Here is a 25,573-nt window from a genome sequence, read left to right as displayed (position 1 = left end):
GGCGAGGGATGTCCACGAGAGCGCGGCTTGAACGTCCCCTCAGCCCGGCGGACGGCCTTCTCAGCCCGGCGGGCGGCCTTCCCGGCTCGGCGGGCGGCCTTCCCGGCTCGGCGGGCGGCCGGGGCCGGGCGGACCGGCGAACGCCTGGGCGACGTCCAGCCAGCGGTCGGCGTCCGGGCCGGTGGCGACGAGGGCCAGGTCGGCGCGGTGGCGGCGCTGCGTGACGGCGCGGCAGAAGTCGAGCGCCGGGCCGGTGACCGACTGGCGCGCGCCGGGCGGGCCCCACGTCCAGGTGTCGCCGTCCGGGCCGTCGAGGACGACGCGGAACTCCTCGTCCGGCGGTTCCAGCCCGCGGTTGCGGAAGGAGAAGTCGCGGGTCCGGACGCCGATGTGCGCGACGTGCCGGAGCCGTCCGGTCGGCGCGCGGCGGACGCCGAGCGCCTCCGCGACGTCCTCGCCGTGCGCCCACGTCTCCATCAGCCGCGCGGTCGCCATGGACGCGGCGCCCATCGGCGGCCCGAACCACGGGAGCCGCTCCCCCGCCGGGACGGCGGCGAGCGCCTCGACGACGCGGCGGCGCCCGTCGCGCCAGCGCGCGAGGAGCCGGGCCGGGTCGTCGGCGGCGCCCTCCCGCGCGCCCGCCTCGACGTAGTCGCCGGGGTCCGCGAGGGCCGCTTCCAGGAGTCTCGCGAAGGCGGGGGCGTCGGTGGCGGCGACGGTCGCCTGGCCGTCCGTCCAGGCGAGGTGGGCGATCTGGTGCGCGATCGTCCAGCCCTCGGCGGGCGTCGGGTCCGCCCAGCGCGCGGCGGGCAGCGGCGCGACCAGCGCGTCGAGGGAGTCGCCTTCGGCGGCCAGGTCGCCGAGCAGGCGGGACAGGTCGGGCATCCGACTATGATCGCCCGCCCGGCGTCCCGCCGTACATCCGCCCCCTATGGCGACGGACGGAGCATCAGGGACGACACGGAACAATGACCCGGTGCCCCCCATCCCGAAGCCGCGCGGGGAGGTGACGCGCGGCACCACCGCCCCCAACCGGCTGCGCCGCGTAGACCGCTGGATCGCCGCCACCCAGACCGGACCGCTGCGCGCGGGCGCGCGCCCGCTGGCCGTCGACCTCGGGTACGGCGCGTCCCCGGTGACGACCGTCGAGCTGTTCACCCGGCTGCGCGCCGTGTCGCCGCGGCTGGAGGTCGTCGGCGTCGAGATCGACGCCGAGCGCGTCGCGGCCGGGGTCGCCGTGCTCGCCGCCCGCCGCCTGGACGGCCTGTCGTTCCGGCGCGGCGGGTTCGAGCTGCCGGTCCCGCGCCCGCCCGTGCTGGTCAGGGCGTTCAACGTGCTGCGCCAGTACGGCGAGGACGCGGCCTGGCGTGCCTGGGACGAGCTGGCCGCGCGGCTCGACCCGTCCGGCGTCCTCGTCGAGGGGACGTGCGACGAGATCGGCCGCCGCGCGGTCTGGGCGACCCTCACCCCGGACGGCCCCCGGACGATCACGTTCGCCGCGCACCTGCCGACGCTGGAGCGTCCGTCGGCGCTCGCGGAGCGGCTGCCGAAGACGCTGATCCACCGGAACGTGCCGGGCGAGCCCGTCCACGACCTGCTCGCGGCGTTCGACCGCTGCTGGGCGACGGCCGCGCCGCACTCGGCGTTCGGACCGCGCGCCCGCTGGGTGGAGGCGGTCGCGCTGCTCGCGCGGACGCATCCCGTCGTCACCCGTCCGCCCTACGGGGGAAGGAACAGGTGGCGGCTCGGTGAGGTGACCTTCCCCTGGACGGCGGTCGCGCCCTACGCCTCCCGGTGAAGCCGGTGCGGCGCGGCCTGCACGCGCGGCTGGACGTCGATCCGGTCGATGTTCACGTGCGGCGGACGCGTCACGGCCCACGCCACGCAGTCGGCGACGTCGTCCGCGACGAGCGGCTCGGGCACGCCCTCGTAGGGCTTCGCCGCCCGCTCCGCGTCCCCGTGGAACCTGACCAGCGAGAACTCCTCGGTCTTCACGAGGCCCGGCGCGATCTCGGTGACCCGCACCGGCTCGGCGACCAGTTCGAGGCGCAGCACCTCGTTCGCCGCGTAGGCCGCGTACTTGGCCGCGTTGTACCCGCCCCCGCCCTCGTAGGCGACGTGCGCCGCCAGCGAGGTGATGTTGACGATGTGGCCCGCGCCGCTCGCGATCAGCTCCGGCAGCAGCGCCTTCGTGACGCGCACCAGCCCGAGGACGTTCGTCTCGTACATGGCGCGCCATTCGTCCAGGTCGGCGGTGGCGACCGGGTCCAGGCCGAGCGCCCCGCCCGCGTTGTTGACGAGGACGTGGCAGCCGCCGACCGCCGCCGCGAGGGCGTCCACGGACTCCTGCGACGTCACGTCCAGGGTCACGGCCGCGGCCCGTCCCGCCCCCGGGACGTCCTCGGCGATCTCCTTGGCGAGGGCGTCCAGCCGGTCGCGGCGCCGCGCCGCGAGGACGACATGGAACCCCTCCGCCGCGAGGCGACGCGCCGTGGCCGCCCCGATCCCGCTGCTTGCTCCGGTCACTACCGCCGTCTTACGCATGCGCCCAGCCTCCCAGGCCCGCGCCCGCGGCTCGCACGCGCGTCCCGTGATCGAACGCACGCGCGTCCCGCGGTCGGACGGGCCCCGCGGCGGGGGAACAGGCGACACGGTCGATAGGTTGCACCAACGGAGGTGATGTCCGGTGTCGCGTCGTATCAACCGGGTTGCGACCGTCAGTGTTCATACTTCCCCTCTCGACCAGCCGGGCACCGGCGACGCGGGCGGCCTGAACGTGTACGTCGTCGAGGTGGCGAAACGGCTGGCCGAGCGCGGTGTCGAGGTGGACGTCTTCACCCGCGCCACCTGCCGCGCCCTGCCGCCCGTCGTCGAGCTGGCGCCGGGCGTGCTGGTCCGCAACGTCGTCGCCGGGCCGTTCGAGGAGCTGGACAAGACCGAGCTGCCCCGCCAGCTCTGCGGCTTCACGTCCGGGATCCTGCGCGTCGAGGCGATGCACGAGCCCGGGCACTACGACCTCCTCCACACGCACTACTGGCTGTCCGGTCAGGCCGGATGGGCGGCGAAGCGGCGCTGGGGCGTCCCGCTCGTCCACTCCATGCACACGATGGCGAAGGTCAAGAACCTGGCGCTGGCGGACGGCGACCGGCCGGAACCGGACGAGCGCGTCCTCGGCGAGGAGCAGGTCGTCGCGTCGTCGGACCAGCTCGTCGCCAACACCGCCAAGGAGGCGCGCGAGCTCGTCGACCTCTACGGCGCCGACCCGGCGCGGGTCGCGACCGTCAGCCCCGGCGTCGACCTGTCGGTGTTCCGTCCCGAGCCGTCGCTCGTCCCGCGCGGGCCGGGCCCCGCCCGCCGCCGCCTCGGCCTCCCCCCGGACGCCTACGTGCTGCTGTTCGTCGGCCGCATCCAGCCGCTGAAGGCGCCGGACGTCCTGCTCCGCGCCGTCGCCCGGATGCTCGCCGACGACCCGGCGCTGCGCCGCCGCCTCGTCGTCGCGGTCGTCGGCGGGCCGAGCGGCTCCGGGCGGCAGCGCCCCGAGGGGCTCCAGAACCTCGCCGCCGGGCTCGGCATCTCCGACGTGACGCGGTTCGAGCCGCCGGCGCCGCAGGCCGAGCTGGCCGACTGGTACCGGGCCGCGGACGTCACCGTCGTCCCGTCCTACAGCGAGTCGTTCGGGCTCGTCGCCGTCGAGTCGCAGGCGTGCGGGACGCCGGTCGTCGCGTCCCGCGTCGGCGGCCTCTGCACGGCGGTCGCCGACGGCGAGTCCGGCGTCCTGATCTCCGGGCACGACCCGGCGGACTACGCGGCCGTCCTGCGCCGCCTCGACGCCGAGCCCGGCCTGCACGCCCGCCTCGCGCGCGGCGCCGTCCGCCACGCGCACGGCTTCGGGTGGGACGCCACCGTCGACGACCTGCTCGACGTGTATACCGGTGCTGTGGAGATGGGACCGATGCCGACCGGGCAGGTGGAGGTGACCGCTTGAGCGTCGTCGAGACGATCAGGGAGAGCCTGCGGGCGGCCGAGCTGGAGTTCGACGAGCCGCGCGAGAACGCGTTCTTCGTCAAGCTCCCCGGGCAGCACAAGCTCGCCACCATGACGTGGCTGATCGTCGGCGAGCACAGCCTGCACGTGGAGGCGTTCTTCTGCCGCCGTCCCGACGAGAACCACGCCGAGTTCTACCGTTTCCTGCTGGAGAAGAACGGCCGGATGTACGGGGTGGCGTTCGCGCTGGACGACGTCGGCGACGTCCATCTCGTCGGACGGGTGCCGCTCGCGTCCGTCTCCCCGGACGAGATCGACCGGCTGCTCGGCTGCGTCCTCACCTACTCCGACGAGAACTTCGACAAGGCGCTGGAACGCGGGTTCAAGACGTCCATCCAGCGCGAATGGGACTGGCGCGTCAAACGCGGCGAGAGCCTCGCCAACCTGCGCGCCTTCGCCTCGTTCGCGGACCCGGCCAACCGCGACTGAGTTCCGCCGTGCCGATAGGCTTTCGCCCATGGCGACCCTGGTATTGCTGCGGCACGGCGAAAGCGTCTGGAACGCGGAGGGACTGTTCACCGGCTGGGTGGACGTCGACCTGTCGGCGAAGGGTGAGAGCGAGGCGACCCGGGGCGGCGACCTGCTGCTCGACGCCGACATCACCCCGGACGTGGTGCACACCTCCCTGCTGAAGCGGGCCATCCGCACCGCCAACATCGCCTTGGACGTCGCCGACCTGCTCTGGATCCCGGTCAAGCGGTCCTGGCGGCTCAACGAACGCCATTACGGCGCCCTCCAGGGGAAGAACAAGGCGCAGACGCGCGAGGAGTTCGGCGAAGAGCAGTTCATGATCTGGCGCCGTTCCTACGACACCCCGCCGCCGCCCATCAAGGACGACGACCCCCTTTCCCAGGTGAACGACCTCCGCTACGCGGAACTGCCGTCCGAGCTGATCCCCCGCTCGGAATGCCTCGCCGACGTCGTCGACCGGATGCTGCCCTACTGGTACGACGCGATCGTCCCCGACCTCGCCGCCGGGAGGACCGTCCTCGTCGCCGCGCACGGCAACTCCCTGCGCGGCCTCGTCAAGCACCTGGACGACGTCTCCGACGAGCAGATCGTCGGCCTCAACATCCCCACCGGGATCCCGCTCGTCTACGAACTCGACGACGACTTCGCGCCGTTGAAGCGCGGCGGCGAGTACCTCGACCCGGCCGCCGCCAAGGCCGCCATCGAAGCCGTCAAGAACCAGGGCGCCGCCTCCGCCCCGCCCCTCCCCAAGCCCCCGGAGCCGAAGAAGGGCCGCAAGAAGAAGTAGCCCGCCGCTAGCTCGGCACCTTCAGTTCGAGTTGTTCGGGCGCCGGGTCCGGAGGGACCGGTCTGGGACGGGAGCGCCCCGGCCACCACCAGTTCGCGTGGCCCAGGAGGCTCATCAGGGCCGGGACGAGGACCAGGCGGACGATCGTGGCGTCCATGGCCACCGCCACCGCCAGGCCGAGGGCCATCATCTTGACGGTCGCGTCCGGCTGCGGGACGAAACCCGCGAACACGAAGATCATGATGAGCGCGGCCGACGAGATGAGGCGGGCCGTGGCGCCGATGCCGGTCACGACCGACTCGTGCGGGTCGCCCGTGCGCTCGTATTCCTCCTTGATGCGCGACAGGAGGAACACCTCGTAGTCCATGGACAGGCCGAATATCAGCGCGAACATGAACAGCGGCACGAACGACATGATGGGAATGGGCTGGTCGAGTCCGAGCAGGCCGACGCCCCAGCCCCACTGGAAGACCGCCGTGACGACGCCGAACGACGCGCCGATCGACAGCAGGTTCATCAGCGCCGCCTTCACCGGGACGACGATCGACCGGAACGCGATGACGAGGAGCAGCAGCGCGACGCCCACGACCGCGATGACGACGTTCCGCATGCGGTTCCCCACGGTCGTCGCGATGTCGATGATGGCGGGGTTCTCGCCGCCCAGGGAGATCCGCGCGCCGGGGTGCGCGTCCCGGACGGCGGGGATCTCCACCTCGCGGAGGCGGCGGACGAGGGCGGTGGTCGAATCGGCGTGCGGCGCGTCCCGGGGGACGACCTGGACCATCGCGGTCGTCCCGATCACGACGGGTTCGCCCGCGAAGACGACACCGGGCGCCTCGGAAAGCCGCTGCCGCAATTCCTGGCCGATGAGGATCGCGCGTTTGTCGGGCTTCTTGGTGAGGTCCGGGGCGCCTTTCGGCTGCCGCGGGGCGGGCGGTGGCGGGGCCGTGGCGGCGGGGCCCGTCAGGCCGCTGAGTCCTTGGGGGCCTTTGACGGTCGGCACCGGGTTCCCGGGTTCCGCGGCCTTTTGCCGCCCGGGGACCGTCGCGACCACCACGAACGGGCTGTAGTGCCCGGGGCCGAATTCCTCCGCGACGATGTCGTACGCCTGCCGGGCCTCCATTCGGCGTGAGGACATGCTGTCCGCCATCACGCCGAACTTCAGGTCCAGCGTCGGGACGGACAGGGTCAGGAGGACCAGGGTCGCGCCGATCGCGTAGGGCCAGGCGTGCCGGTCCACGTGCCGTCCCCACGCCTCCCATCTGCGCGAACTCCGGTCGGGGCGGACGCGCGGCAGGCGGTAGCGGTCGATGCGGCCGCCCAGCGCGCCGAGGATCGCGGGCAGCAGGGTCAGCGCCGCGACGACCATGACGGCGACGGCGAGCGCGGCGGCGAAGCCGATCCGTCCGATGAACGCGATGCCCGACAGGAAAAGGCCGCAGATCGCGAAGACCACCGTTCCCCCGGCGAAGAGTACGGCGTGCCCGGAATGGGCCATGGCGCGTCCGACCGCGGTCTCGACGTCGTCGCCCTCCGCGAGCTGCTGTCGGTAACGGGTGACGATGAACAGCGCGTAGTCGATTCCCGCGCCGATGCCGAGCATCGCCGCCACCATCGGCGCGGTCGGCGCGATCTGGAACAGCGATGCCGAGAAATGCACCAGCGAATACGCGACGACCAGCCCGCACAGGGACACGAGAATCGGGACGCCCGCCGCGAGGAACGAGCCGAACGCCAGCAGCAGCACAACGAGGGCCAGCAGGATGCCCGCCCCCTCCTGCGGCCCGCCCTTCGGCTGGTTCAGGATCATCGCGACGATGCCGCCGAACTTCACCTCCAGCCCGGCCATTCGCGCGGGCTCCACGGCGCGGTTCAGCGCGTCGAGGTCGGCGGCGCCGACATCGCTCATCGTCCCGGCGAAATTGAGCCGGACGACGACCGCGTCGTCGTCCTTCAACCCGCCCATTCCCTGGGCGTAGGGATTTTCGCAGAAGGCGACCCGGTCGAGTTTCGTGAGGTTCTCGATCGACCGGCCGACGGTGAGCGCGACCCGCCAGTCCGCCGGGCTCGCCGCGCGCGTCTCGTGGAACACGACGGTCGCGGTCGGGCCGGTCATCGCCGGGAAGTCGCGGGACAGGGCGTCGATGGCGCGCTGCGTCTCGGTGCCGGGCAGCGTGCTCTGCTGGACGAACATGCCGCCGTGCAGCAGCCCGAGGACGGCCGCGCCGAGCATCGCGGCGAACCACAGCTCGAAGACCGCGCGCCGGCGCCGCACGCAGAGACGTCCGAGGGCGTCCAGGAAACGCGCCATGTCCGCAGAAAACCGGACAGCGTGCAGTTTTGCAATAGCTGCAACTTTGCAGTCGTGGTAACGTCCGTCACATGGACGGCGGCGGAACCCGGGCCGGCCTGCGGGAGCGCAAGAAGCAGCGCACCCGGCGGGCCATCGCGACCTCCGCGCTGCGCCTGTTCGCCGAGCGCGGCTACGAGGAGACGACGATCGCCGACATCGCCGCGGCGGCCGAGGTGTCCCCGCGGACGTTCTTCGGCTACTTCCCGTCCAAGGAGGACGTGGTCTTCGCCGAGGTCGACGACCGGCTCGCCGAGGTGTCCGAGCGGCTGCGCCGCACCCCCGGCGAGTCGCCGATGGACACGATCCGGCGCAGCGTCGTGGACGTCCTGGAGGCGATCGTCACCGAGCACGGCGAGTACGGGGCCGTCCAGATCGCGCTGATCCTGGAGCGCCCCGGCCTCCAGGCCCGCGCGCTGCAGCGGATGACGCACACCCAGGAGGCGATCGAGGCGCTGTTGCGCGAGTTGTGTCCGGGCATCGCGGAGATCGACGCCGTCGCCGCGGCCGGCATCGCGGTCGGCGGCATGCAGGCCGTCATCGCGCACTGCCGCCGCGCGGGCTACGACCCGGACGCCATGCGCGCCGCCCTCGACCGCGCCGTGGACATCGTCGAGCACGGCCTGACCTCGGTGGACGCCCTGTCGCGCCCGTCCCCGTAGGCCCCGGGCACCGGCCGGCGGAGGCGCCCGCCGCCGGTGCCCGGCCCGCGCCGCGCCGGTCCCGCGGGGTCAGTCCTCGATCTTTATGCGGAGGCGGCGGAAGCCGCGGCCCTTGTTCTCGACCTTCGCGACCCTGATGCGGCCGATCTGCTTCGTGGACGCGACGTGCGTGCCGCCGTCGGCCTGCGTGTCGAGGCCCACGATGTCGACGATCCGGACGTCCCGGACCTCGGGCGGGACGAGGTTCGTCGCCGTCCGGATGATGTCGGGGATCTCGAACGCCTCGGCCCGCGGCAAGGTCCGGACGTCGATGCGCCGGTCGGCCTCGACCTCGGCGTTGCAGGCGTCCTCCACGGTCTCCTTGAACCCCGGCGGGACCTCGCGGAGGTCGAAGTCCATCCGCGCGCTCAGCGGCTCCATGTTCCCGCCGGTCACGAGGCAGCCGTAGTCGCGGAAGACCACCCCGCACAGCAGGTGCAGGCCCGAGTGGGTGCGCATCAGCGCGGTGCGGCGGTCGTCCTCCACCGCGCACCGCACGGCGGCGCCGACCGGCGGGACCGGGTCGCCCTCCACCGGGATCAGGACCAGGTCGTCGCCCTTGCGGACCCCCGCGATCCGCGTCTGGACGCCCTGCCACAGCAGCACCCCGTGGTCCGGCGGCTGCCCGCCGCCGCCCGGGTAGAACGCCGACCGGTCGAGGACGATCCCGTCCGGCCCGGCGTCGAGGACGACCGCCTCCCATTCCCGCAGCCCCTGGTCGTCCAGTTCCAGGCGGGCCGTGCGTCCCATGCTCTCCATCCCCTCACATTAGTGAGGGGACCCGACACCGGTTACCAGGGGCCGTAGGGGCCCGAGCGGGACGAGCCGCCGCGCCCCTTCTTCTTGTAGGGGGCGACCGCCGGGCGGACGTCCGCCAGGTAGACGGCCCCGGCGATGAACGCGGCGACCGGGAGGATGCCGAGCAGCAGCGCGATCGGGCTGGCGCCGAGCGCGACCGGCGCGATCGCGTAGGCGGCGCCGACCACCGTCGCGACGATCAGGATGATCGTCCACAGCTTCTTGGTCTGCTTGCTCGCGGCGGAGAACGCCCCCTCCGGCACGGTCAGCGAGTCGATCAGCGCCCACGCCTCCATCGCGAACGCGATGATCAGCAATAGCCAGAAGAAGTAGTCCAGCACGTTGAAGTCCGACATCGGCGATCAGCGCTCCTGCTCGTCTCGGACGGCGACTCATGCGTCGCGCACACGGGGCCTCGGATACCCCAACCCTATGCGCGCCGTCCACCGGACGACCGCGACCGTCCTGCCCGGGGAAGACGAAGGAGCCCGGCCGGATGTTCCGGCCGGGCCCCGACGGGCGTGCTCAGGCGCCGTTCTTCTTCGCGGTGGACCGCGTCTGGGCGCTCTTGCGCGGCTGCGCGGCGCGGGCCTTCGGCGCCGGCTTCGCGGCGGCCGGCTTCGGCGTCGGCTTGGCCGCCGGGCGCGCCGGCGCGTCGGTGATCTCGGCGACGTCGACCGCCTCGCGGTGCACGACGCGCTTGCCGCGCTCGGCGAGCTCGTCGAAGAACCCGACGGCCCGGGTGCCGAACTCCGTCGCGTACGCGACGGCGGCGCCGGGCAGGTCCCTGGCGTCGACGCGCCCCTGGTACCGGGAGACCTCGCCGCGGTAGCGGCGGGCGGCCTGGCGGACCTGGCCGCGGTAGCGGTCCACGGTCTCGCGGACCTCGCCCTGGTAGCGCTCGGAGAGCTCGCGGGCGCGGTCCTGGTACCGGGTCATCTGCTCCGGCATCTCGCGGAGCTTCTCCACCGCGAAGTCGCCGGCGCCGGCCACGGCGTAGACGGCCTTGTTCTCTCGCAGGTTGCTGGCCAGCGTCATCCGACCTCATCCCTTCCGTGCTGTGCTGGTTCGGTTCGCTGTGGCATGGCGGGTTCGTCCGCGACCGGCTCCTCGGCGGCGGCCTCCGCCGGGAACACCCCGGCGGCCTCGTTCTCCTTGAGGAACGAGCCGTAGATGTCGATCAGGACCTGCTTCTGCCGTTCGGTGAGCAGAAGGTCCGCGCGGACGGCGGCCTGCACGTCGGTGTCGGCCTCGCGCGCCTCCAGGATCCCGGCCTGCACGTAGAGCGCCTCGGCGGAGATCCGCAACCCCTTCGCGATCTGCTGGAGTATCTCGGCGCTCGGCTTGCGCAGGCCGCGCTCGATCTGGCTCAGATACGGGTTGGAGATCCCGGAGACGTCCGCGAGCTGGCGCAGCGAGATCTTCGCGCGCGTCCGCTGCTCCCGGATGTACTCGCCGATCGAGCCGACCTTCGAACCTGCCATGTCTCCACCCTGCGTCATGGTGCTTGCTATTGCAAGCGGCCTTGCTAGCACTTTGCCCGTGAAACCGCTCACGTTTGCCTACGGACGGGTGGGCGTCAGCTCACCTTGGACGCCGGGGCCGTCCAGGTGTTGCAGACGGTGAGCCTGCCGTTGGTGAAACCGGCGATGACCCAGCCCTCGTAGTGGCGTCCGGTGCCGTGGTCGCGCTCGTCCGGGGGGAGCCGGTCCTCGCCGCGCCCGCGCAGGTCGACGAGCAGCGCGGCGTACTGCTCGCGCGTCATCGGCAGCGTCGTCCGCTCCGAGCCGAGGAAGGCGCCCGCGAAGCACTGCGCCTGCAGCTCGATGCGGCGGCTCGCCTCGTTGCCCGACGCCTTGTCCCCCGACTCCATCTGCTGGTCGCCGTAGAGGAGGATGCCCGCCCGATCCTGGACGTGGTGCCCGTACTCGTGCGCGATGACCCGCGCGAACACCGCGTAGTGCGTGAGCGGCTCGCCGCCGGACGTCTCCACCACGTGCCGCAGCCCCACGTACATCGTGTTGTTGGCCGGGCAGTAGAACGCGGACGCGCCGGGCGCCGGGTACGTCCCGCACGGGCTGCGCCCCGGCTCCAGCCAGAACACGCGGTCGGGCTTGTCGAACGCCATGCCCGCCTTCGCGAACTGCCGCGCCCAGGTGGCGTCGAGGCAGTCGCTCAGCACGTTCATGAACTGGCGCATGGACTCGGCGCTCGGCAGGATCCGCGGGAGCCGGCAGTCGACGGGCGTCAGCGCGCCCGTCCGGTACAGCTTGCTGTCGGTCGCCTTCTCGCGGACGGACGCCCCGCCGCCGGACGAGGCGGGCGCCCGCGTCCCGGCGACGCCGTCCTGCCCGCCGATCACCGCGAACGCGACGATGGCGATGACGACCAGCGAGGTCAGGCCGCCGAAGACGCCCGCGATCGTCCCGCCCGCGCTGCGCCGCGGCGGCGGGCGCAGCGGCACGTACCGGTAGGGCCGGCCGGGCGGCGGCCCGTACCCGCCGGGCGGACGCGGCGGCCCGGGCGGCGGCCCGTAAGCAGGAGGACCGTAGCCCGGATGCCCGTACGGCGAAGCCGGAGGCCGCGGCGGAGGCGGCGGCGGGGGGTACTGACCTGCCATAGGACGGCATCATCGCATGCTTTGCCGATACCATTTGCGGCCATGTCTGCTCTTGCGGCGATGTTCCGGTCGCGGCCGGTCTTTGCGACATCCGCGGCCACCGTGGCGGCCACCGTGTCGGGCGTGTTCCTGCTGTCCGGGCTGGTCGGCGCGCCCGCGTCCGCCGCGGAGCCGGGGCGCGGCGCGGCGTCGGCGGCGGGCGCGGCGGAGCGGGTGGTGAAGGACGAGGCAGCCCTCACCGCGGGCCAGCGCGGCGTGACCCGGGTGAAGGAGACGATCGTCTACCGGTTCGCGGGGCGTTCCGGGTTCACCCGGTCGTACCCGACCCGCACCCACGAGAGCCTCTCCGAGGACCGCGTCTACAAGATCGAGAACGTGCGGGCGAGCAGCCCGGACGGCGGCCCGACGAAGGTCGCGACGTCCGAGAAGGGCACCCGGACGACGCTCAAGGTGTCCGGCGGCGGGAACCTGACCGGCGACAGGACGGTCGTCCTGGAGTACGACCTGCGCGGCGCGATCACGCCGATGGGCGCGGCGGAGGAGCTGCGCTGGCCGGTGATCGGCGGCTGGAAGGTCCCGCTGGACGAGGCGCGCGCGACGGTCGACGCGGGCGCCGCGATCCGCAGCGTCAACTGCTTCACCGGCCCGATCGGCAGCACGATCGGCTGCACGCAGTACTACACGAACCACACGCACACGCAGGGCGTGTACGCGCAGCAGGGGATGCTGCCGGGCGAGTACCTGACGGTCGTCGCGGGCCTCCCGGCCGGGACGACCGGCGGCCGCGCCCTCTACGAGCGCCGCCACACGCTGGCGACGGCGTTCTCGGTCAACGCGGTGACGAGCGCGGCGCTCGCCGGGCTGCTCGTCCTGCTCGGCGGCGGCGTCGCGGCCCTCTACCTGCTGCGCGGGCGCGACGCCCGGGTCGTCGTGAAGAAGGCCGCCGAGGGCGACCAGGCGCCGGTCGCGGGCGACGAGTTCGAGCCGCCGGACGGGGTGCGCCCCGGCCAGATCGGCACGCTGATCGACGAGCAGGCCGACGTGATCGACGTGACGGCGACGATCGTGGACCTCGCCGTCCGCGGCTACCTGCTGATCGAGGAGGAGGACCGGGCCCGGACCGGCCGCACCGACTGGACGCTGCGGCGCCTCGACCGTCCGCAGGTCGACCTGCTCCCCTACGAGCGGATCCTGCTGGACGCGCTGCTCACCGCCCCGGACGGGACCCCGCGCGACGCGGTGAAGCTGTCCGAGCTCGGCGGGACGTTCGCGACGAAGCTCGCGCAGGTCAGGTCCGCGATGTACGAGGACGTCGTGAAGCAGGGCTGGTTCGCGCGGCGGCCCGACACCGTCCGGTCCCGCTGGACGGTCACCGGCATCCTGATCACCGTCCTCGGCGTCGGCGCGACGGTCGCGCTGGCGCTCACCACCGAGTGGGCGCTCGCCGGGCTCGCGCTGATCATCGCGGGCGCGGCGCTCGCGTACGGCGGCCAGTACATGCCCGCGAAGACGGCGCGCGGCGCGACCGTCCTCGCGCACACGATCGGTTTCCGCGCGTTCCTGGAGCGCGGCGCCATCCCGGAGGGGGACGCCGTGGCGTCGCGGCAGCGGATCGCGCTGTTCTCGCGCTTCCTGCCGTACGCGGTGGTGTTCGACGCCGTCCCGAAGTGGGCGGAGACGGTCAAGGACGCGGGCGAGCGGGCCGAGGGCGCCGACAACCTCTACTGGTACGAGGGCCCCGCCGAATGGGACCTGTCGAAGTTCGCCGAGTCGATGCGCGTGTTCACCCTCGCCACCTCGGGCTCCATCTCCCAGTCGCGCGGCATGTGACCGCGCGGCGCGGCTTTTGTCCGTTGTCGGACGGTTAAAGATCTGTCGGCGGGTAGGGGTCGCGGGTGAGGAGGTGGCGCCTCATGCCCGCCGGCGACGTCCTCGCCAACTCGACCCGCGTCGGGGACGCCTACTTCATGGCCGTCGGACCGGCCGTCATCTTCCTCGCGGTGCTGGCCTGGGTGCTCGTGACGCTGCTCGCGGCGCGCAAGCCGCCGCGCCCGCGCCGGGAGACCGGGGGACTGCCGAACCGGGGGCCGGTGCAGGGCGGGATCATCGCGGGCAGCCCGGCCCAGCGGTCGCGCCGCGACCCGGCCCCGTCCGTCACGTACCGCGAGGTGATCGCGGACGTCGAACGGGCCCGCGCCGAGGAGGCGGCCCGTGCCGAGGAGACGGCCGCTGGACACGGGACGAGAGCTCGCGGGACGAGAGGTCGCGGGAGACCCGGGAAGCGCCGGTTCGGCCCGCCGAAGCCGCATTGACACGTCCACCGAAGAGAGCGAGGAGCGCGACGCCCGCCGGGGCCGACTCGCACGCCCCACACCCTGCCCCGGCGGGCGTCGTCCGAGCCCGCGGTGACCGCTGAGGCCCCTCCTGGCGGTCACCGCGGGTCCGACTCGCCGGAACCACCTCGGTAAGATGTCAGACGTCTTACTTTTGGGGGGTTCGGGTGGTTTTGAACCGGGTGCCCGGCGGATCGACCGTCGACGCCGTCCTGGACCAGCTCCAGGCGCAGGTCAGCGGCGGTTCCTGGACGGTCGGCACGCGCATCCCGGCGGAGACGGAGCTGGCCGCGCGGCTCGGCGTGAGCCGTCCGTGCGTCCGGGAGGCGATCCGCGCGCTGACGCACGTCGGGGTGCTGGAGGTGCGGCGCGGTGACGGGACGTACGTGCGCAGCGCCGCCGACCCGCGCCCGCTGCTGAACCGGATGGCCCGCGCGTCCGCCCGGGACTTCTTCGAGGTGCAGCTCGGCTACGACGTCCAGGCGGCGAGGCTCGCCGCCCGCCGCCGCACGGACGCCGACCTCGCGCGGCTTGCGGGGCTGCTGCGCGCCCGCGACGAGGCCGTCGAGCCGGACGAGTTCGGCGCCGCCGACGCGGCCTTCCACCTCGGCGTCGCGGAGGCGTCCGGCAACCCGGTGCTGATCGAGGCGATGCGGTTCTCCATCGGGCGCCTGCGCGAGTCGATGCGCGACGTCAGGCTGGACCGGGACGTCCCGGAGGCGGGCCCGGCCGCGCACCGCGCCGTGCTGGACGCGGTCGCCGCCCGCGACCCGGCGGCCGCCGCGGCGGCCGCCGCCGCCGTGGTCGAACCGACGCTGGCCGTCCTGGAGTCGCTGACCGGCGGAGCGCCCGGGTGACGGGGCGGCGGGCCGGCACGGCCGGATCGCTGCTGATGATCGTCCTGGTGGCGGTCAACCTGCGTCCGGCGGTCGCGGCGGTCGGGCCGGTGCTGACCGAGATCAGGGACGCCTTCGGCCTGTCCGGGACGGCCGCGGGCGCGCTCACCACCCTGCCCGTCGTGTTCTTCGGGTCGTACGGGCTCGTCGCGCCGTTCCTGCGTCGCGCGCCGCGCGGCGAGACGCTGCTGGTCGGCGCGATGGCCCTGCTCGTCGCGGGCCTGCTGCTCCGGCTGCTGGACGCCCCGTTCCCGCTGTTCGCCGGGTCCCTGGCCGCCGGGATCGCGATCAGCATCGGCAACATCGCGATCCCCGGGATCATCAAGCGCGACCATCCGGACCGCATCACGACCGTGACCGCCGTCTACACGGTCGCGATCACGGTCGGGGCGTCCGCCGCGTCCGGGGCGGCCGTCCCGGTCGAGGACGCGTTCGGCGCGTCGTGGCGGCTGCCGCTCGGGCTGCTCGCGGTCCCGGCCACGCTCGCCGGGCTGCTGTGGCTGCCGCGGGCGCGCCGGGCCGCGCGCGCGGCGCGGTCGGCGGCGCCCGCGCCGATCGCGCGCGGCGCGGCGGCGCGGGTGTGGCGGTCGCCGCTGGCCTGGCACGTCACGGTGTTCATGGGCCTGCAGTCGCTGCTCGCCTACGTGTCGCTCGGCTGGCTCCCGACGATCTGCCAGGACCGCGGGATGGACGAGACCTCCGCCGGATACGTCCTCGCGCTGGTCTCGGCGGTGCAGGCGGCGGGGTCGCTGGCCGTGCCGGTGCTCGCGCGGCGGGCCCGCGACCAGCGTCCGCTCGTCCCGGCCATCGCGGCGGTGTCCCTGGTCGGGTTCGCCGGGATCACCTGGGCGCCGATCGGGTCGGTGTGGGTGTGGACGGTCGTCCTCGGCTTCGGGCAGGGCCTCGGGTTCGCGACCGCGCTGTCGTTCATCGGGCTCCGCGCGCACGACGCGCAGGCCGCCGCGCAGCTCTCCGGGATGGCGCAGGGCGTCGGCTACGTGATCGCGGCGCTCGGCCCGCTCGGCCTCGGCGCGCTGCACGACGCCACCGGCGGCTGGACCGTTCCGATGAGCGCCGTGCTGCTGGTCTGCGTCACCATGGCGCTGCCCGGCCTCGCCGCCGGACGCCTCCGCACGGTCGGCGGCCCGCCGCCCCGGGCGGACGGGGCCTCCGACGGGGTTAACACGTCCATGAGCGGACACATCCCTAGATAACCCCGAGCGAGGCCGAAATCCCACCGGGAGGTGGACCCAAATGATCGCCACGATCCTGGCAGACCCGGTCCTGGCCAACACCGCTCCCCGCGGCGCGCCCGACTGGGTGTGGGTCATTCCGGTGGTGGCCGTCCTGGCGCTGGTGGGACGGCTGGCGATGACCGTCCTCGCGTCGTCGCGGCGGATCCACCCCGAGCGCCGGAACGACCAGTACAACCGGCGCGGGATGGAGCAGGGCGGGCTCTACACCTACCGTCCCGGCATGTTCTCGCACAGCTACCCGCCGAGCCGGGAATCGCAGTACGAGGAGTTCCGGCGCGACAACCCGCAGCCCGGCCGGGAGCCGAAGAACCCGTGGCCGGACGGCGTCCTGTACGAGCAGACGATCTTCAAGGAAGAGTTCGAGGAGCTCAAGGCCAAGACGACGGAGTCCGGCGAGCCGTCCTAGGCGGGCCCGGTGGGGGAAGTCCCGTCGACGGGACGGAGCGCGGCGCCAGGATCGCCGGGGCCGGAACGGGTGCGGCGGGCGCCCACCGCCCGGCCGGAACCGGTGGCGCGCGCCCGCCGCGGGTCGGGTTCAGGCGGTTCAGGCGGCTGAACCCGACCGGTGAGTGCGGTTAGATCAGCATTCCGCGAGGGTGGTCAGTTCGGCCCAGGCGCCCGAGTCGACCTGGACGCGCTCCGGCGCGTCCGTGCCGCACGGCCAGAGGCGCGACGGGCTGTAGTACTGGGTCGAGGAACCGGCCCCGACCAGCTTCCCGCCGCTGGAGTCGGTCTCCCAGGCATTCGTCGAGTAGTTCCAGAGCTGGTGCGTGACGGTCACATTGGCCGACACGATGCCATGGTTCGTGATGGCCGCGAACGGCTCGGTGCCGTACTCGGTGGATCCGATGTAGTAGGTGTTGCTACAGAGCTTGTAAGAGATCGCGCCGGCGTAGATTTCTGCGCTGCAGACGCTTTCCGGGGTCCGGGCGGAGGCGGTGACCGCCCCGCTCATGGCGGTGGCGAGCACCGCCGCACCCGTGACGACCGCGGCCCGGCGAGCACCTCTTAATTTCATGCGTTCTCCCACTTCTGACTGGACGCCGTGTGTTCGATTTATTTATCGAACACATTCGATGCAAGATCAAGAGGCCGTCCGTGTCCATGATCGGCCACTCGGCGGTCCAGCCACATTCCCCCAGGAAAACGGCACTACTGACCGCATGCGGTCAGACTTCGTTGCACACCGGCGCGCGCAGTTCCGCCATATATACCGATCATGTCCGATTGGCTAACAGATGGCCTTATCAGGACGAACTCTCCGCGGAACTCTCGCACGAGAACCCCCGCCACCAGCGGTGATACGTGGCCGCGGGGCATCAATATGGACGGAGGGGTGAGAATTCTCTATCCCGATGGACCGGTATAATCCCGAGCCGCCGATGGTAATAGCGGCCATATCGGGAGATCACCGAAAGTTACCCGAACAGCGCCGAAGGCGTCCGGGGGAGGCCGGGAAGAACGGGGCGGGTCAGCGGGACTTCGTGCCCAGAAGTGCGCGGGCGTCGGCTGAGGGCATCGGCGGGCGCTGGGCGAGCGTGGCCGCCTGGGCGGCGCGCTCCACCAGCTGGACGTTCGCCGTCACCGGCTTGCCCTTCGCCAAGGTGACCGTGTCCTCCATGCCCACGCGGAGGTGTCCGCCCGCCGAGAGGGCCGCGAACATGACGGGCAAGGACGTCCGCCCAATGCCCGTCGCCGACCACGTTGAGCCGGACGGGAGTGCCTCCACTGCGGCTACCAATGTCCGAGCGTCGCCTGGCATGCCCCCGGGCACGCCCATCACCAGGTCGCAGTGGACGTGGCCGCCATAGGGAAGCCCGTGCTTGTCCAGGAGGCGGTGCAGCGCGGCGACGTGTCCTAGGTCGAACAGCTCGAACTCTGGGACGACCTCCAGTTCCTGCGTCCGCTGGTAGAGCTCCACCATGAACGGCCAGGGGTTCATGAAGACGTCGCTGCCGAAGTTGACCGTCCCGCAGGTGAGCGAGCACATGTCGGGGCCCGCGTCCAGGACGCGGAGGCGGTCCTCGTAGGGGTCGGTGACCGCGCCCCCTGTGGAGAGCTGGACGATCAGGCCCGTGCTCTCCCGCAGCGCCGTCACCGTGTCCCGCAGCCGGGACGGGTCGAGCGTCGGCCGCGCGTCGTCGTCGCGGATGTGCACGTGGATCACGGCCGCGCCGGCCGCCTCGCACTCCTTGGCCGTCTGGACGAGTTCCTCAAGGGTGACGGGCAGGGCCGGGACGTCCGCCTTCGCGGACTCCGCGCCCGTGGGCGCCACCGTGATGAGCGTCGTTGCTCCCATGGCGGCAGAATGCATGGTCATGCGTGCTGTAGTCCAGAGGGTGAGCCAGGCCAGCGTGTCCGTGGACGGGCGCGTCGTCGGCGCGATCGAGGGCCCGGGGCTGATGGTCCTCGTCGGCGTCACACACGACGACGACCCCGCCAAGGCCCGGAAACTCGCGGCGAAACTGTGGGGCCTCCGCATCCTGGAGGACGAGAAGTCGTGCTCCGACCTGAACGCGCCCCTTCTCGTCGTGAGCCAGTTCACGCTCTACGGGGACACGCGGAAGGGCCGCCGCCCGACCTGGACGGCCGCCGCGCCCGGCCCGGTCGCCGAGCCGCTGGTGGACGCGGTCGTCCACGAACTGCGCGGCCTCGGAGCCAAGGTGGAGACGGGCCGGTTCGGCGCGGACATGAAGGTCGAGCTCGTCAACGACGGCCCGATCACCCTGATCCTGGAGTTCTGAGGACGGCGGTCAGCGGAAGCCGTAGACCATTCCGACGAGCGTCCCGATCGTCCCGAGGAGGGCGAGGACGATGAGGGTCCTGTCGACCGGGGTGAGGCGCCCGCGCACGTCCGACGAATAGACGACCCCACCAGGCTCGTGTTCCACGTCGCCTTTCTGGAACGGGTTGCGCAGCCAGACCAGCCGCCACAGCGCGTCGGACTTCAGTTGCTGATGCGCGGGCCCGCAGGCGAACAACCGTCCGCGAACCCGTTTCGTACACGGATGCCCCTGTACTTTCAGCACCCGGCACAACGTGGGGACGAGGAGGAACTGGTAAAGGCACCAGGTGAGCAGCCCGAGCAGCGCTATCCGCCACGAATGCAGCCACAGGGCGACGCCCGCGAACGCCGCGAACAGGGCCCACCACACGAGCGCGGACTCCCTACGCGGGAGCCGCCGGGCCCCCTTGCGGGACGCCGACGGCTCATCCTCCCCCAGGTTCGCGACCATCGGTAGGAACCCCACCTCCCCGAGCGGTGGCCGGTTGAAAATCGTCTATACCCGACGATATTGCCCAGGGGATTCGGGTGCTACCCGTGCCGCGCGGGCCGCCGCCGCAGCTCGATCTTGGCGTTCGCACCGGTGTCCGGCGAGACGACGATCTCCTGCGCCGCCGCGACGCCGCCCGCCAGCAGCTCGGCGTCCACCGGGACGTTCCGCTTGACCAGCGCCAGCGCGACCGGCCCCAGCTCGTGGTGGCGGGCCGCCGTCCCGACGAACCCGACCGTCCGGCCGCCGGGGATCTCGACGGGGTCGCCGTGCGCGGGCAGCCGGTCGACGCTGCCGTCCAGGTGCAGGAACACGAGGCGGCGCGGCGGGCGCCCCAGGTTGTGGACCCGCGCGACCGTCTCCTGCCCCCGGTAGCAGCCCTTGTTCAGGTGGACGGCCGTCTCCACGAACCCCGCCTCGTGCGGGATGGTCCGGTGGTCGGTGTCGAGCCCGAAGCGCGGCCGGTGCCCGGCGATCCGCAGCGCCTCGTACGCCCAGAGGCCCGCCGGGCGGAGCCCCTCGGGGAACTCCCCGCGCGGGACGATCCGGGTGACCGTCCCGGCGACGTCCGGCCAGGCGAGGTCACCGGCCGCCGGGGTCTCGGGGCCGGTGATCACCATGTGCTCGGCGGAGACGTCGGCGACCTCGACGCGGAGCATGAACCGCATCCGGTCGAGGAACTCGACCAGCGGCGCCGCCGACCCGGGCTCGACCTGCGCCCACACGGCCTCGCCGTCGTCGATCAGGAAGAGGTGGTTCTCGATGTGCCCGTTGGGGCCGAGGAGCAGCGCCTCGGTCGGCTCGAACGGCTTCAGGCCGTCCAGGTGCTGGCTCAGCAGGCTGTGCAGCCAGCTCAGCCGGTCGGGCCCGGAGACCCGCACGACGCCCCGGTTGCTCCGGTCGACGAAGGCGGCGCCGTCGGCCAGGGCGCGCTGCTCCTGGGACGGCTCCCCGTAGTGGGCGGCGACCTCCTGGTCGGGCTCGTCCGCGGGGACGGCCCCTGGCGACTTCAGCAACGGGCTCTCCATGCGTCCAGGTTATGTCGCGCGGCAGTCCTTGCACCGTCCGTAGACCGTGAGGTGGTGCACGTCCGTCTCGAAGCCGTAGTCGCGGGCGAGGACGTCCGCGAGCCCGGCCGCGGCGCGGGGATCGACGTCCTCGACGGTGTCGCAGCCCCGGCACACCAGGTGGATGTGCTCGGCCTCGGCGGCAAGGTGGTAGTTCGGCGGTCCGTGCCCGAGGTGCGCGTGCTTGACCAGCCCGAGCTCTTCGAGGAGTTCGAGCGTCCGGTACACGGTGGAGATGTTCACGCCGCGGGCGGTGCGCTGCACCTCCGTGCAGATCTCCTCGGGGGTCGCGTGCTCCAGGTTGGTGACCGCTTCGAGGACCAACTGGCGCTGGGGGGTGACCCGGTACCCCTTCGCCCGCAGCTCCTCCTGCCACGACTCGACCATGCTCCGAGTCTAGATCCCGGCCCGGGGTGCCCATCCGGTTCTTGTTCGCTCGCCGGAAACTCACTTGCCTCCCCGCGCGGCCCTCGCATACGTTCGAGTCACGCGCGAAAGGAGGTGGTCCAAGCAATGGTTGATTGTAGGACTCGCGAGGTGGCTGTCCGCTAGTCGCCGTTCCGCCTCGGCGCCGCCGCTCGCGGCGGCAACCGGTCGCGACGGTGACCGGCGAATACCAGGCAGTTACCCGGTCCCCGGACCGATGGACCCGTCCTGTCCATCGCCCCGCCCCATGGCGGGAAGGTCCGGGGATCGCTCATTTCCAGGGCGTCCCGGCCGGTCTCACCCGACGCGCTTGAGCTGCGCGGACAGGTGCGACTGGAGCTGCTGCCCCATCGCCGCCATGTCGTACGCCCAGCCGAGGTCCTCGCCGATCATCCCGTAGAGGCGGTGGCCGGACGTCACCTCCTTGGCCGACCGGGTCCGCGCGACCACGTCCGTCTGCAGCTCGACGCGGCTGAACGCGACCGTCCCGACGTAGATCTCCACGATCCCGGTCGGGTGGGCGAGCGTCACCTCGACCTCGTTGTTCGGACGGGCGCGCCAGTACCCCGTCTCCGTGGCGAGCGGACGCCCGAGGGTGCCGTCCGGCTCGATCAGCCACGTCCGGCTGGAGTAGATCAGGAACGGCTTCCCGTTGTGGGTGAAGGACAGTTCCTGACCGAAGTTGAACGACTCGATCGTCGGATAGCCGCCGACACCGGCGCCCTCCCACGTACCGAGCAGGAATTTCAGGGGCTCAAGGTCCGGGTGCAGCTCAGGATCCATGGGCACCGAGCGTAGCGGCGGCGGACGCCGTAGCCGTAGTTCGCGGCGTCTGTCCTAGCGGAGGCGTCCTAGGCGGATCACGAGGAGGATGGCGGCGACCGCCGCTACGCCCAGGAAGAGCACGAGGATTACCGCGTTCGCCATCCCGCTCATGCCCGTCCCCTCCGCCGTTCCATAGCGGGATGCTACGCGGGACGGCGCGACTAGAGTGCGAGGCATGGCGAGACCACTGGTGATCAAGGTGACGGCGGGCGCGGACGCGCCCGAGCGCTGCAACCAGGCGTTCACGGTCGCGGCGGCGGCCGCGGCGAGCGGCGTGCCGGTGTCGCTGTGGTTGACCGGCGAGTCCGCGTGGTTCTCGCTGCCGGGGCGCGCGGCCGCGTTCTCACTGCCGCACGCCACCCCCCTCGACGACCTGCTGTCCGTCATCCTCACGGCCGGGCGCGTCACCCTCTGCACGCAGTGCGCCGCCCGCCGCGAGATCGGGCCGGACGACGTCCTGCCCGGCGTCCGCATCGCCGGGGCGCCGACCTTCGTGGAGGAGATCACGATGGACGACGTCCAGGCGCTCGTCTACTGATGGGGCGGCCTTCGCCGGACGGGCGCGGACGGCGAGGGCGAGGCCCGCGACGACCGCGCCGGTGAGCCCGAGCATCAGGTCCCCGATGGTGTCGCGGTAGGCGGTGACCGATTCGGGGGTGTCGAGGATGAACAGCTCGTACTCGACGAATTCCCAGAGGATGGCGGCGATGGCGCCGATTCCGGCGCAGCAGAGGCCGAGCGTCCAGGACGAGAGGCCGCCCCATCGCCGCAGCGCGATTCCGGCGGCGGCGCACAGCAGGGCCCAGTTGCCGAAATGGCAGGCGTCGTCGAACCAGCCGATCGTGTCGTAGAGGTCGGCGGCGTTCCCGCCGACGTCGATGACGAACGGCGCGGTGACGAGGAGGTCGATGTCCCAGGGGAACGGCCGGGCGCGCCCCCGCAGCGCCCAGCCGAGGGTGACGACCATGACGGCGGCCGGGTAGGCGATCGCGCGGGCGCCCATGGCCTTGTCAGCGAACCTGTCCCATTCGGGGAAGGCGACGGCGAGCGCGAGGAGCGCGGCCAGGGACGCCTTGGCGGCGAGCGCCGGCGTCCGCCAGCGAGAACTGTGCATGGGTCGAGGATGACCGGCCGCGCGGTGCCGCGACATCTGTGCGGATACTCATATCCGCCTGAGTGCGTGCGCCGTGCCGCGCGCGGTAGAAGCGCCGCGGATCGGAAATAGGACTGCCGACGCCCCGAACCGAGTGGAGCAGCCGGATGGTCGACGTACCCGCCTGGGCCTGGGCCGCGACGATCGGCCTGATAATCGCGCTTTTCGTGTTCGACCTGCTGGTCGCCGTCCGCCGCCCGCACCGGGTCGGGATCCGGGAGGCGGCGTTCTGGTCGGTGTTCTACATCGCGGTCGCCCTCCTTTTCGGCCTGGCCGTGTGGGCGGTCGGCGGCGGGACGGCGGGCACCGAGTACTTCTCCGGGTGGATCGTGGAGAAGAGCCTGTCCGTCGACAACCTGTTCGTCTTTGTGATCATCATGGCGCGGTTCGCCGTGCCCGCCGAGTTCCAGCAGCGGACCCTGCTGTTCGGCATCGCGGCGGCGCTGGCCCTGCGCGCGGTGCTGATCGCGATCGGCGCGGCGGCGATCAACCTCTTCTCGTTCACGTTCCTGCTGTTCGGGCTGATCCTGATCTGGACGGCGGTGCAGCTCGTCCGGCACCGCGACGAGCAGCCCGACGTGGAGGACACCTTCCTGCTCCGCCGCGCCCGCAAGATCCTGCCGGTGAGCGACGACTTCCACGGCGGGCGGATGCTCGCCCACGAGGACGGGCGGCGCGTCATGACGCCGCTCCTGCTCGTCTTCATCGCGATCGGCAGCACGGACGTCCTGTTCGCGCTCGACTCGATCCCGGCGGTGTTCGGCGTGACGAAGGATCCGTTCCTCGTCTTCACCGCCAACGCGTTCGCGCTCCTCGGCCTGCGCGCCCTCTACTTCCTCATCGAGGGGCTGCTGGAACGGCTCGTCTATCTGTCGATCGGGCTGTCGACGATTCTCGGGTTCATCGGCGTGAAGCTGATCCTGCAGTTCCTGCACGAGGACGTCTCCCATTCGGTGCCCGAGATCCCGACGCCCTTCTCGCTGGGCGTGATCCTGCTGATCCTGATGATCACCACGGCGGCGAGCCTGGTGCGCGTCCACCACCATCCGGACGAGAAGGCGCAGGCGGGTTCGCTGCGCAAGCGCCGCGAGAAGAAGCCGCGCGAAGAGGAACCCGCCCGCCTTTAGCGGAGCAGGCCGTCTTCAAAGGAGCAGGCCGCCGGTCGCGCGGATGTTCTGGCCGGTGATCCAGCGCGCGTCGGGACCGGCGAGGAAGGCGACCACGTCCGCGATGTCGGCTGGCTCGCCGATCCGGCCGAGCGCGGTGAACCCGGCGGTCTGCTCCAGGCTCTCCGGCGGGTTCCCGGCGCGCAGCGCGGCGGTGTCGGTGGCGCCCGGGGAAATGGTGTTGACGGTGATGTCGCGCGCGCCGAATTCGCGTGCCGCGACCGCCGTGAACTGCTCCAGCGCCGCCTTGCTCCCCGAATACAGCGCCAGCCCCGCCATCGGCAGGACGGTGTTGAGCGTGGAGATGTTGACGATCCGGCCGCCGTCCGGCATGAGGGGCTCCGCGCGGCGCATCGCGAGCAGCGGGAATTTCGCGTTCACCAGCATCACCCGGTCGAAGAACTCCGAGGTGATGTCGGGGATCGGCGCCTTCGGGACGAGCGCGGCGTTGTTGACGAGGATGTCCAGGCCGTCCGCGACGTGCTCGAAAAGGGCGTCGAGGCTCGCCGGGTCGGACTGGTCGGCGCGGACCGCGACCGTTCCCGGGACCTCCCGGACGAGCGCGTCGGCGGCGTCCTTCGCGTCCCGGTAGCTGAAGACGACGCGGGCGCCGTCGCGCGCGAGCCGCCGGACGATCGCCGCGCCGATCCCCCGCGAACCGCCCGTCACGAGCGCCCGCCTGCCGTTGAGCACCATGCCCCGGACGCTAGCCGTCGAGCGGTCCGGTGTATTGAAGAATCGCGCGCAGTTCGGTGGGGGTGACGCCCGCCATCGTCCGGACCTCGCGGGTGAAGTGCGGCTGGTCGGCGAATCCGCAGGCGGCGGCCGCGCCGAGATCGCCGGACGGCGCGCCGAGCACGGACGCCGCCCGCTGGAACCGCGCGACGCGCGCCACCGTCTTCGGGCTCAGGCCGAACTCCCGCTGGAAACCGGTCTCCAGCCGGCGCCTGCCGATGCCGAGTTCCGCCGCCAGCGGGCCCACCTTCGTCCGTCCCGCCACCTCGTGGATCCGCCACCAGGCTCGGGCCGCCGGGGCGTCGGGGCCCGCGCCGTCCGGGTTCAGCCATCCGGCGAGCAGGCCGTCGAGGAGGGAGAGCCGGGCCGTCCAGCCGGGCGCTCCGGACAACCGGTCCTCCAGTTCGGCGGCGCGGCCGCGGCCGAGGAGGTCGCCGAGCGGGACGACGGCGCCGGTCAGGGCGCTCATCGGCGTCCCGAACAGGGCGCGGACCCCGGCGGGCGTCAGCCCGACCGTGACGCCGTGCTCCCACGCCGCGCCCGCGTGCACCAGCGGCGCGCCGCGCGCCCCGAAGACCAGCGGGCCCCGCCCGGCGAGGTCGACGATCACGGTGACCAGGTTCAGCGGCAGCACGCGGCGCGCGGCGGGGCCCGCCGTCCCGATCCGGAA

General features: G+C 72.5%; 29 protein-coding genes and 1 pseudogene. 13 read left to right on the top strand and 17 right to left on the bottom strand.

All coding sequences use genetic code 11. The features are described from left to right. Positions 1–60: 60 nt before the first annotated feature. Complete coding sequence (locus ACH01S_RS29395; RefSeq protein ID WP_067898762.1) at positions 61–885, bottom strand: TIGR03084 family metal-binding protein; 825 nt, start codon at positions 883–885, stop codon at positions 61–63. A gap of 91 nt (positions 886–976) precedes the next feature. Between ACH01S_RS29395 and ACH01S_RS29390 the strand changes: the two genes are divergently transcribed. After that, complete coding sequence (locus tag ACH01S_RS29390) at positions 977–1,798, top strand: class I SAM-dependent methyltransferase (RefSeq protein ID WP_246237204.1); 822 nt, start codon at positions 977–979, stop codon at positions 1,796–1,798. Here the strand turns inward: ACH01S_RS29390 and ACH01S_RS29385 are convergent. Next, entirely contained in the window at positions 1,783–2,544 is a 762-nt protein-coding gene (locus ACH01S_RS29385; protein ID WP_067898756.1) for an SDR family NAD(P)-dependent oxidoreductase, read from the bottom strand. The genes ACH01S_RS29390 and ACH01S_RS29385 overlap by 16 nt on opposite strands. A gap of 142 nt (positions 2,545–2,686) precedes the next feature. Between ACH01S_RS29385 and mshA the strand changes: the two genes are divergently transcribed. The 3 genes from mshA to ACH01S_RS29370 are packed head-to-tail and all read left to right on the top strand — an operon-like array spanning position 2,687 to position 5,302. Beyond that, positions 2,687–3,985: a D-inositol-3-phosphate glycosyltransferase gene (mshA, locus tag ACH01S_RS29380; RefSeq protein ID WP_067898753.1), complete on the top strand. Its 1,299-nt coding sequence runs from the start codon at positions 2,687–2,689 to the stop codon at positions 3,983–3,985. Continuing rightward, a complete protein-coding gene (locus ACH01S_RS29375; RefSeq protein ID WP_067898750.1) occupies positions 3,982–4,473 on the top strand; it encodes a type III secretion system chaperone family protein in 492 nt (163 codons plus the stop codon). Before mshA ends, ACH01S_RS29375 begins: the two co-directional genes overlap by 4 nt. Positions 4,474–4,501: 28 nt before the next feature. Then, positions 4,502–5,302, top strand: a complete 801-nt coding sequence (locus ACH01S_RS29370; protein WP_067898747.1) for a phosphoglyceromutase — start codon at positions 4,502–4,504, stop codon at positions 5,300–5,302. 7 nt (positions 5,303–5,309) lie between these two features. Here the strand turns inward: ACH01S_RS29370 and ACH01S_RS29365 are convergent, their stop codons facing one another. Beyond that, complete coding sequence (locus ACH01S_RS29365) at positions 5,310–7,613, bottom strand: MMPL family transporter (RefSeq protein ID WP_067898744.1); 2,304 nt, start codon at positions 7,611–7,613, stop codon at positions 5,310–5,312. 71 nt (positions 7,614–7,684) lie between these two features. On the opposite strand from ACH01S_RS29365, the gene ACH01S_RS29360 reads away from it, so the two are divergent. Continuing rightward, a complete protein-coding gene (locus tag ACH01S_RS29360; protein WP_067898741.1) occupies positions 7,685–8,314 on the top strand; it encodes a TetR family transcriptional regulator in 630 nt (209 codons plus the stop codon). Positions 8,315–8,383: 69 nt separating this feature from the next. On the opposite strand, the gene ACH01S_RS29355 is transcribed toward ACH01S_RS29360, so the two are convergent. The 5 genes from ACH01S_RS29355 to ACH01S_RS29335 all read right to left on the bottom strand — a co-directional run bounded on the left by ACH01S_RS29355 (position 8,384) and on the right by ACH01S_RS29335 (position 11,771). Beyond that, a complete protein-coding gene (locus ACH01S_RS29355) occupies positions 8,384–9,103 on the bottom strand; it encodes an alanyl-tRNA editing protein (protein ID WP_218010442.1) in 720 nt (239 codons plus the stop codon). Between the two features lie 41 nt (positions 9,104–9,144). Then, positions 9,145–9,507 (bottom strand): DUF2516 family protein, encoded by a 363-nt coding sequence (locus tag ACH01S_RS29350; protein ID WP_067898736.1) that lies wholly within the window; start codon positions 9,505–9,507, stop codon positions 9,145–9,147. A 169-nt stretch (positions 9,508–9,676) separates the two neighbouring features. Next, the gene (locus tag ACH01S_RS29345) at positions 9,677–10,189 is read right to left on the bottom strand and encodes a hypothetical protein (protein WP_067898733.1); all 513 of its coding nucleotides are present in this window, start codon (positions 10,187–10,189) and stop codon (positions 9,677–9,679) included. Next, complete coding sequence (locus ACH01S_RS29340; RefSeq protein ID WP_067898731.1) at positions 10,186–10,635, bottom strand: helix-turn-helix domain-containing protein; 450 nt, start codon at positions 10,633–10,635, stop codon at positions 10,186–10,188. The genes ACH01S_RS29345 and ACH01S_RS29340 overlap by 4 nt, the downstream gene beginning before the upstream one ends. 95 nt (positions 10,636–10,730) lie before the next feature. Then, complete coding sequence (locus ACH01S_RS29335; RefSeq protein WP_083981272.1) at positions 10,731–11,771, bottom strand: neutral zinc metallopeptidase; 1,041 nt, start codon at positions 11,769–11,771, stop codon at positions 10,731–10,733. A gap of 102 nt (positions 11,772–11,873) precedes the next feature. On the opposite strand from ACH01S_RS29335, the gene ACH01S_RS29330 reads away from it, so the two are divergent. From ACH01S_RS29330 to ACH01S_RS29310, 5 genes are all read left to right on the top strand, one after another. Beyond that, positions 11,874–13,601, top strand: coding sequence for a DUF2207 domain-containing protein (locus tag ACH01S_RS29330; protein ID WP_255220353.1), 1,728 nt, complete (start codon positions 11,874–11,876; stop codon positions 13,599–13,601). An 83-nt stretch (positions 13,602–13,684) separates the two neighbouring features. Beyond that, positions 13,685–14,083 carry a hypothetical protein gene (locus tag ACH01S_RS29325; RefSeq protein WP_067898722.1) on the top strand — a complete coding sequence of 133 codons (399 nt, stop codon included), beginning with the start codon at positions 13,685–13,687 and terminating at the stop codon, positions 14,081–14,083. Between the two features lie 188 nt (positions 14,084–14,271). After that, entirely contained in the window at positions 14,272–14,961 is a 690-nt protein-coding gene (locus tag ACH01S_RS29320; RefSeq protein ID WP_067898719.1) for a FadR/GntR family transcriptional regulator, read from the top strand. Next, positions 14,958–16,214 (top strand): CynX/NimT family MFS transporter, encoded by a 1,257-nt coding sequence (locus tag ACH01S_RS29315; RefSeq protein WP_067898716.1) that lies wholly within the window; start codon positions 14,958–14,960, stop codon positions 16,212–16,214. The genes ACH01S_RS29320 and ACH01S_RS29315 overlap by 4 nt, the downstream gene beginning before the upstream one ends. A gap of 40 nt (positions 16,215–16,254) precedes the next feature. Further along, positions 16,255–16,662, top strand: coding sequence for a hypothetical protein (locus ACH01S_RS29310; protein WP_067898713.1), 408 nt, complete (start codon positions 16,255–16,257; stop codon positions 16,660–16,662). A 174-nt stretch (positions 16,663–16,836) separates the two neighbouring features. Here the strand turns inward: ACH01S_RS29310 and ACH01S_RS29305 are convergent, their stop codons facing one another. Together ACH01S_RS29305 and ACH01S_RS29300 are read right to left on the bottom strand one after the other, a co-directional pair. Further along, positions 16,837–17,226 carry a hypothetical protein gene (locus ACH01S_RS29305; protein WP_067898710.1) on the bottom strand — a complete coding sequence of 130 codons (390 nt, stop codon included), beginning with the start codon at positions 17,224–17,226 and terminating at the stop codon, positions 16,837–16,839. A 501-nt stretch (positions 17,227–17,727) separates the two neighbouring features. Beyond that, positions 17,728–18,555, bottom strand: coding sequence for a beta-keto acid cleavage family enzyme (locus tag ACH01S_RS29300; RefSeq protein WP_067898922.1), 828 nt, complete (start codon positions 18,553–18,555; stop codon positions 17,728–17,730). Between the two features lie 19 nt (positions 18,556–18,574). Between ACH01S_RS29300 and dtd the strand changes: the two genes are divergently transcribed. Continuing rightward, positions 18,575–19,000, top strand: a complete 426-nt coding sequence (gene dtd / locus ACH01S_RS29295; RefSeq protein WP_067898707.1) for a D-aminoacyl-tRNA deacylase — start codon at positions 18,575–18,577, stop codon at positions 18,998–19,000. Positions 19,001–19,009: 9 nt separating this feature from the next. On the opposite strand, the gene ACH01S_RS29290 is transcribed toward dtd, so the two are convergent. The 4 genes from ACH01S_RS29290 to ACH01S_RS29275 all read right to left on the bottom strand — a co-directional run bounded on the left by ACH01S_RS29290 (position 19,010) and on the right by ACH01S_RS29275 (position 21,807). Then, entirely contained in the window at positions 19,010–19,492 is a 483-nt protein-coding gene (locus ACH01S_RS29290) for a hypothetical protein (RefSeq protein ID WP_067898704.1), read from the bottom strand. A gap of 80 nt (positions 19,493–19,572) precedes the next feature. After that, complete coding sequence (gene ygfZ, locus ACH01S_RS29285) at positions 19,573–20,559, bottom strand: CAF17-like 4Fe-4S cluster assembly/insertion protein YgfZ (RefSeq protein WP_067898700.1); 987 nt, start codon at positions 20,557–20,559, stop codon at positions 19,573–19,575. Positions 20,560–20,568: 9 nt separating this feature from the next. Continuing rightward, entirely contained in the window at positions 20,569–20,985 is a 417-nt protein-coding gene (locus tag ACH01S_RS29280) for a Fur family transcriptional regulator (protein WP_067898697.1), read from the bottom strand. Positions 20,986–21,321: 336 nt separating this feature from the next. After that, positions 21,322–21,807 (bottom strand): heme-binding beta-barrel domain-containing protein, encoded by a 486-nt coding sequence (locus ACH01S_RS29275; protein WP_067898694.1) that lies wholly within the window; start codon positions 21,805–21,807, stop codon positions 21,322–21,324. Between the two features lie 217 nt (positions 21,808–22,024). Here ACH01S_RS29275 and ACH01S_RS42705 point away from each other — a divergent pair, with 217 nt between their 5' ends. After that, positions 22,025–22,387: a DsrE family protein gene (locus tag ACH01S_RS42705; RefSeq protein ID WP_083981270.1), complete on the top strand. Its 363-nt coding sequence runs from the start codon at positions 22,025–22,027 to the stop codon at positions 22,385–22,387. 36 nt (positions 22,388–22,423) lie between these two features. On the opposite strand, the pseudogene ACH01S_RS46935 reads toward ACH01S_RS42705, so the two are convergent. After that, positions 22,424–22,963 (bottom strand): annotated as a pseudogene (locus ACH01S_RS46935) (DUF2238 domain-containing protein); the annotation flags it as partial. A gap of 146 nt (positions 22,964–23,109) precedes the next feature. On the opposite strand from ACH01S_RS46935, the gene ACH01S_RS29260 reads away from it, so the two are divergent. Continuing rightward, positions 23,110–24,129 carry a TerC family protein gene (locus tag ACH01S_RS29260; protein ID WP_067898686.1) on the top strand — a complete coding sequence of 340 codons (1,020 nt, stop codon included), beginning with the start codon at positions 23,110–23,112 and terminating at the stop codon, positions 24,127–24,129. A 15-nt stretch (positions 24,130–24,144) separates the two neighbouring features. Here ACH01S_RS29260 and ACH01S_RS29255 read toward each other — a convergent pair whose 3' ends face one another. Further along, the gene (locus ACH01S_RS29255) at positions 24,145–24,864 is read right to left on the bottom strand and encodes an SDR family oxidoreductase (protein WP_067898683.1); all 720 of its coding nucleotides are present in this window, start codon (positions 24,862–24,864) and stop codon (positions 24,145–24,147) included. 10 nt (positions 24,865–24,874) lie between these two features. Further along, a partial coding sequence (locus ACH01S_RS29250) for a helix-turn-helix domain-containing protein (RefSeq protein WP_067898680.1) occupies positions 24,875–25,573 on the bottom strand: 699 nt, incomplete at its 5' end.

It is taken from the genome of Actinomadura chibensis NBRC 106107 (assembly GCF_001552135.1).
Lineage (GTDB): Bacteria > Actinomycetota > Actinomycetes > Streptosporangiales > Streptosporangiaceae > Spirillospora > Spirillospora chibensis.
Note: the sequence above shows the minus strand (reverse complement) of the source record. Positions and strands in the feature narration are given on the sequence as shown.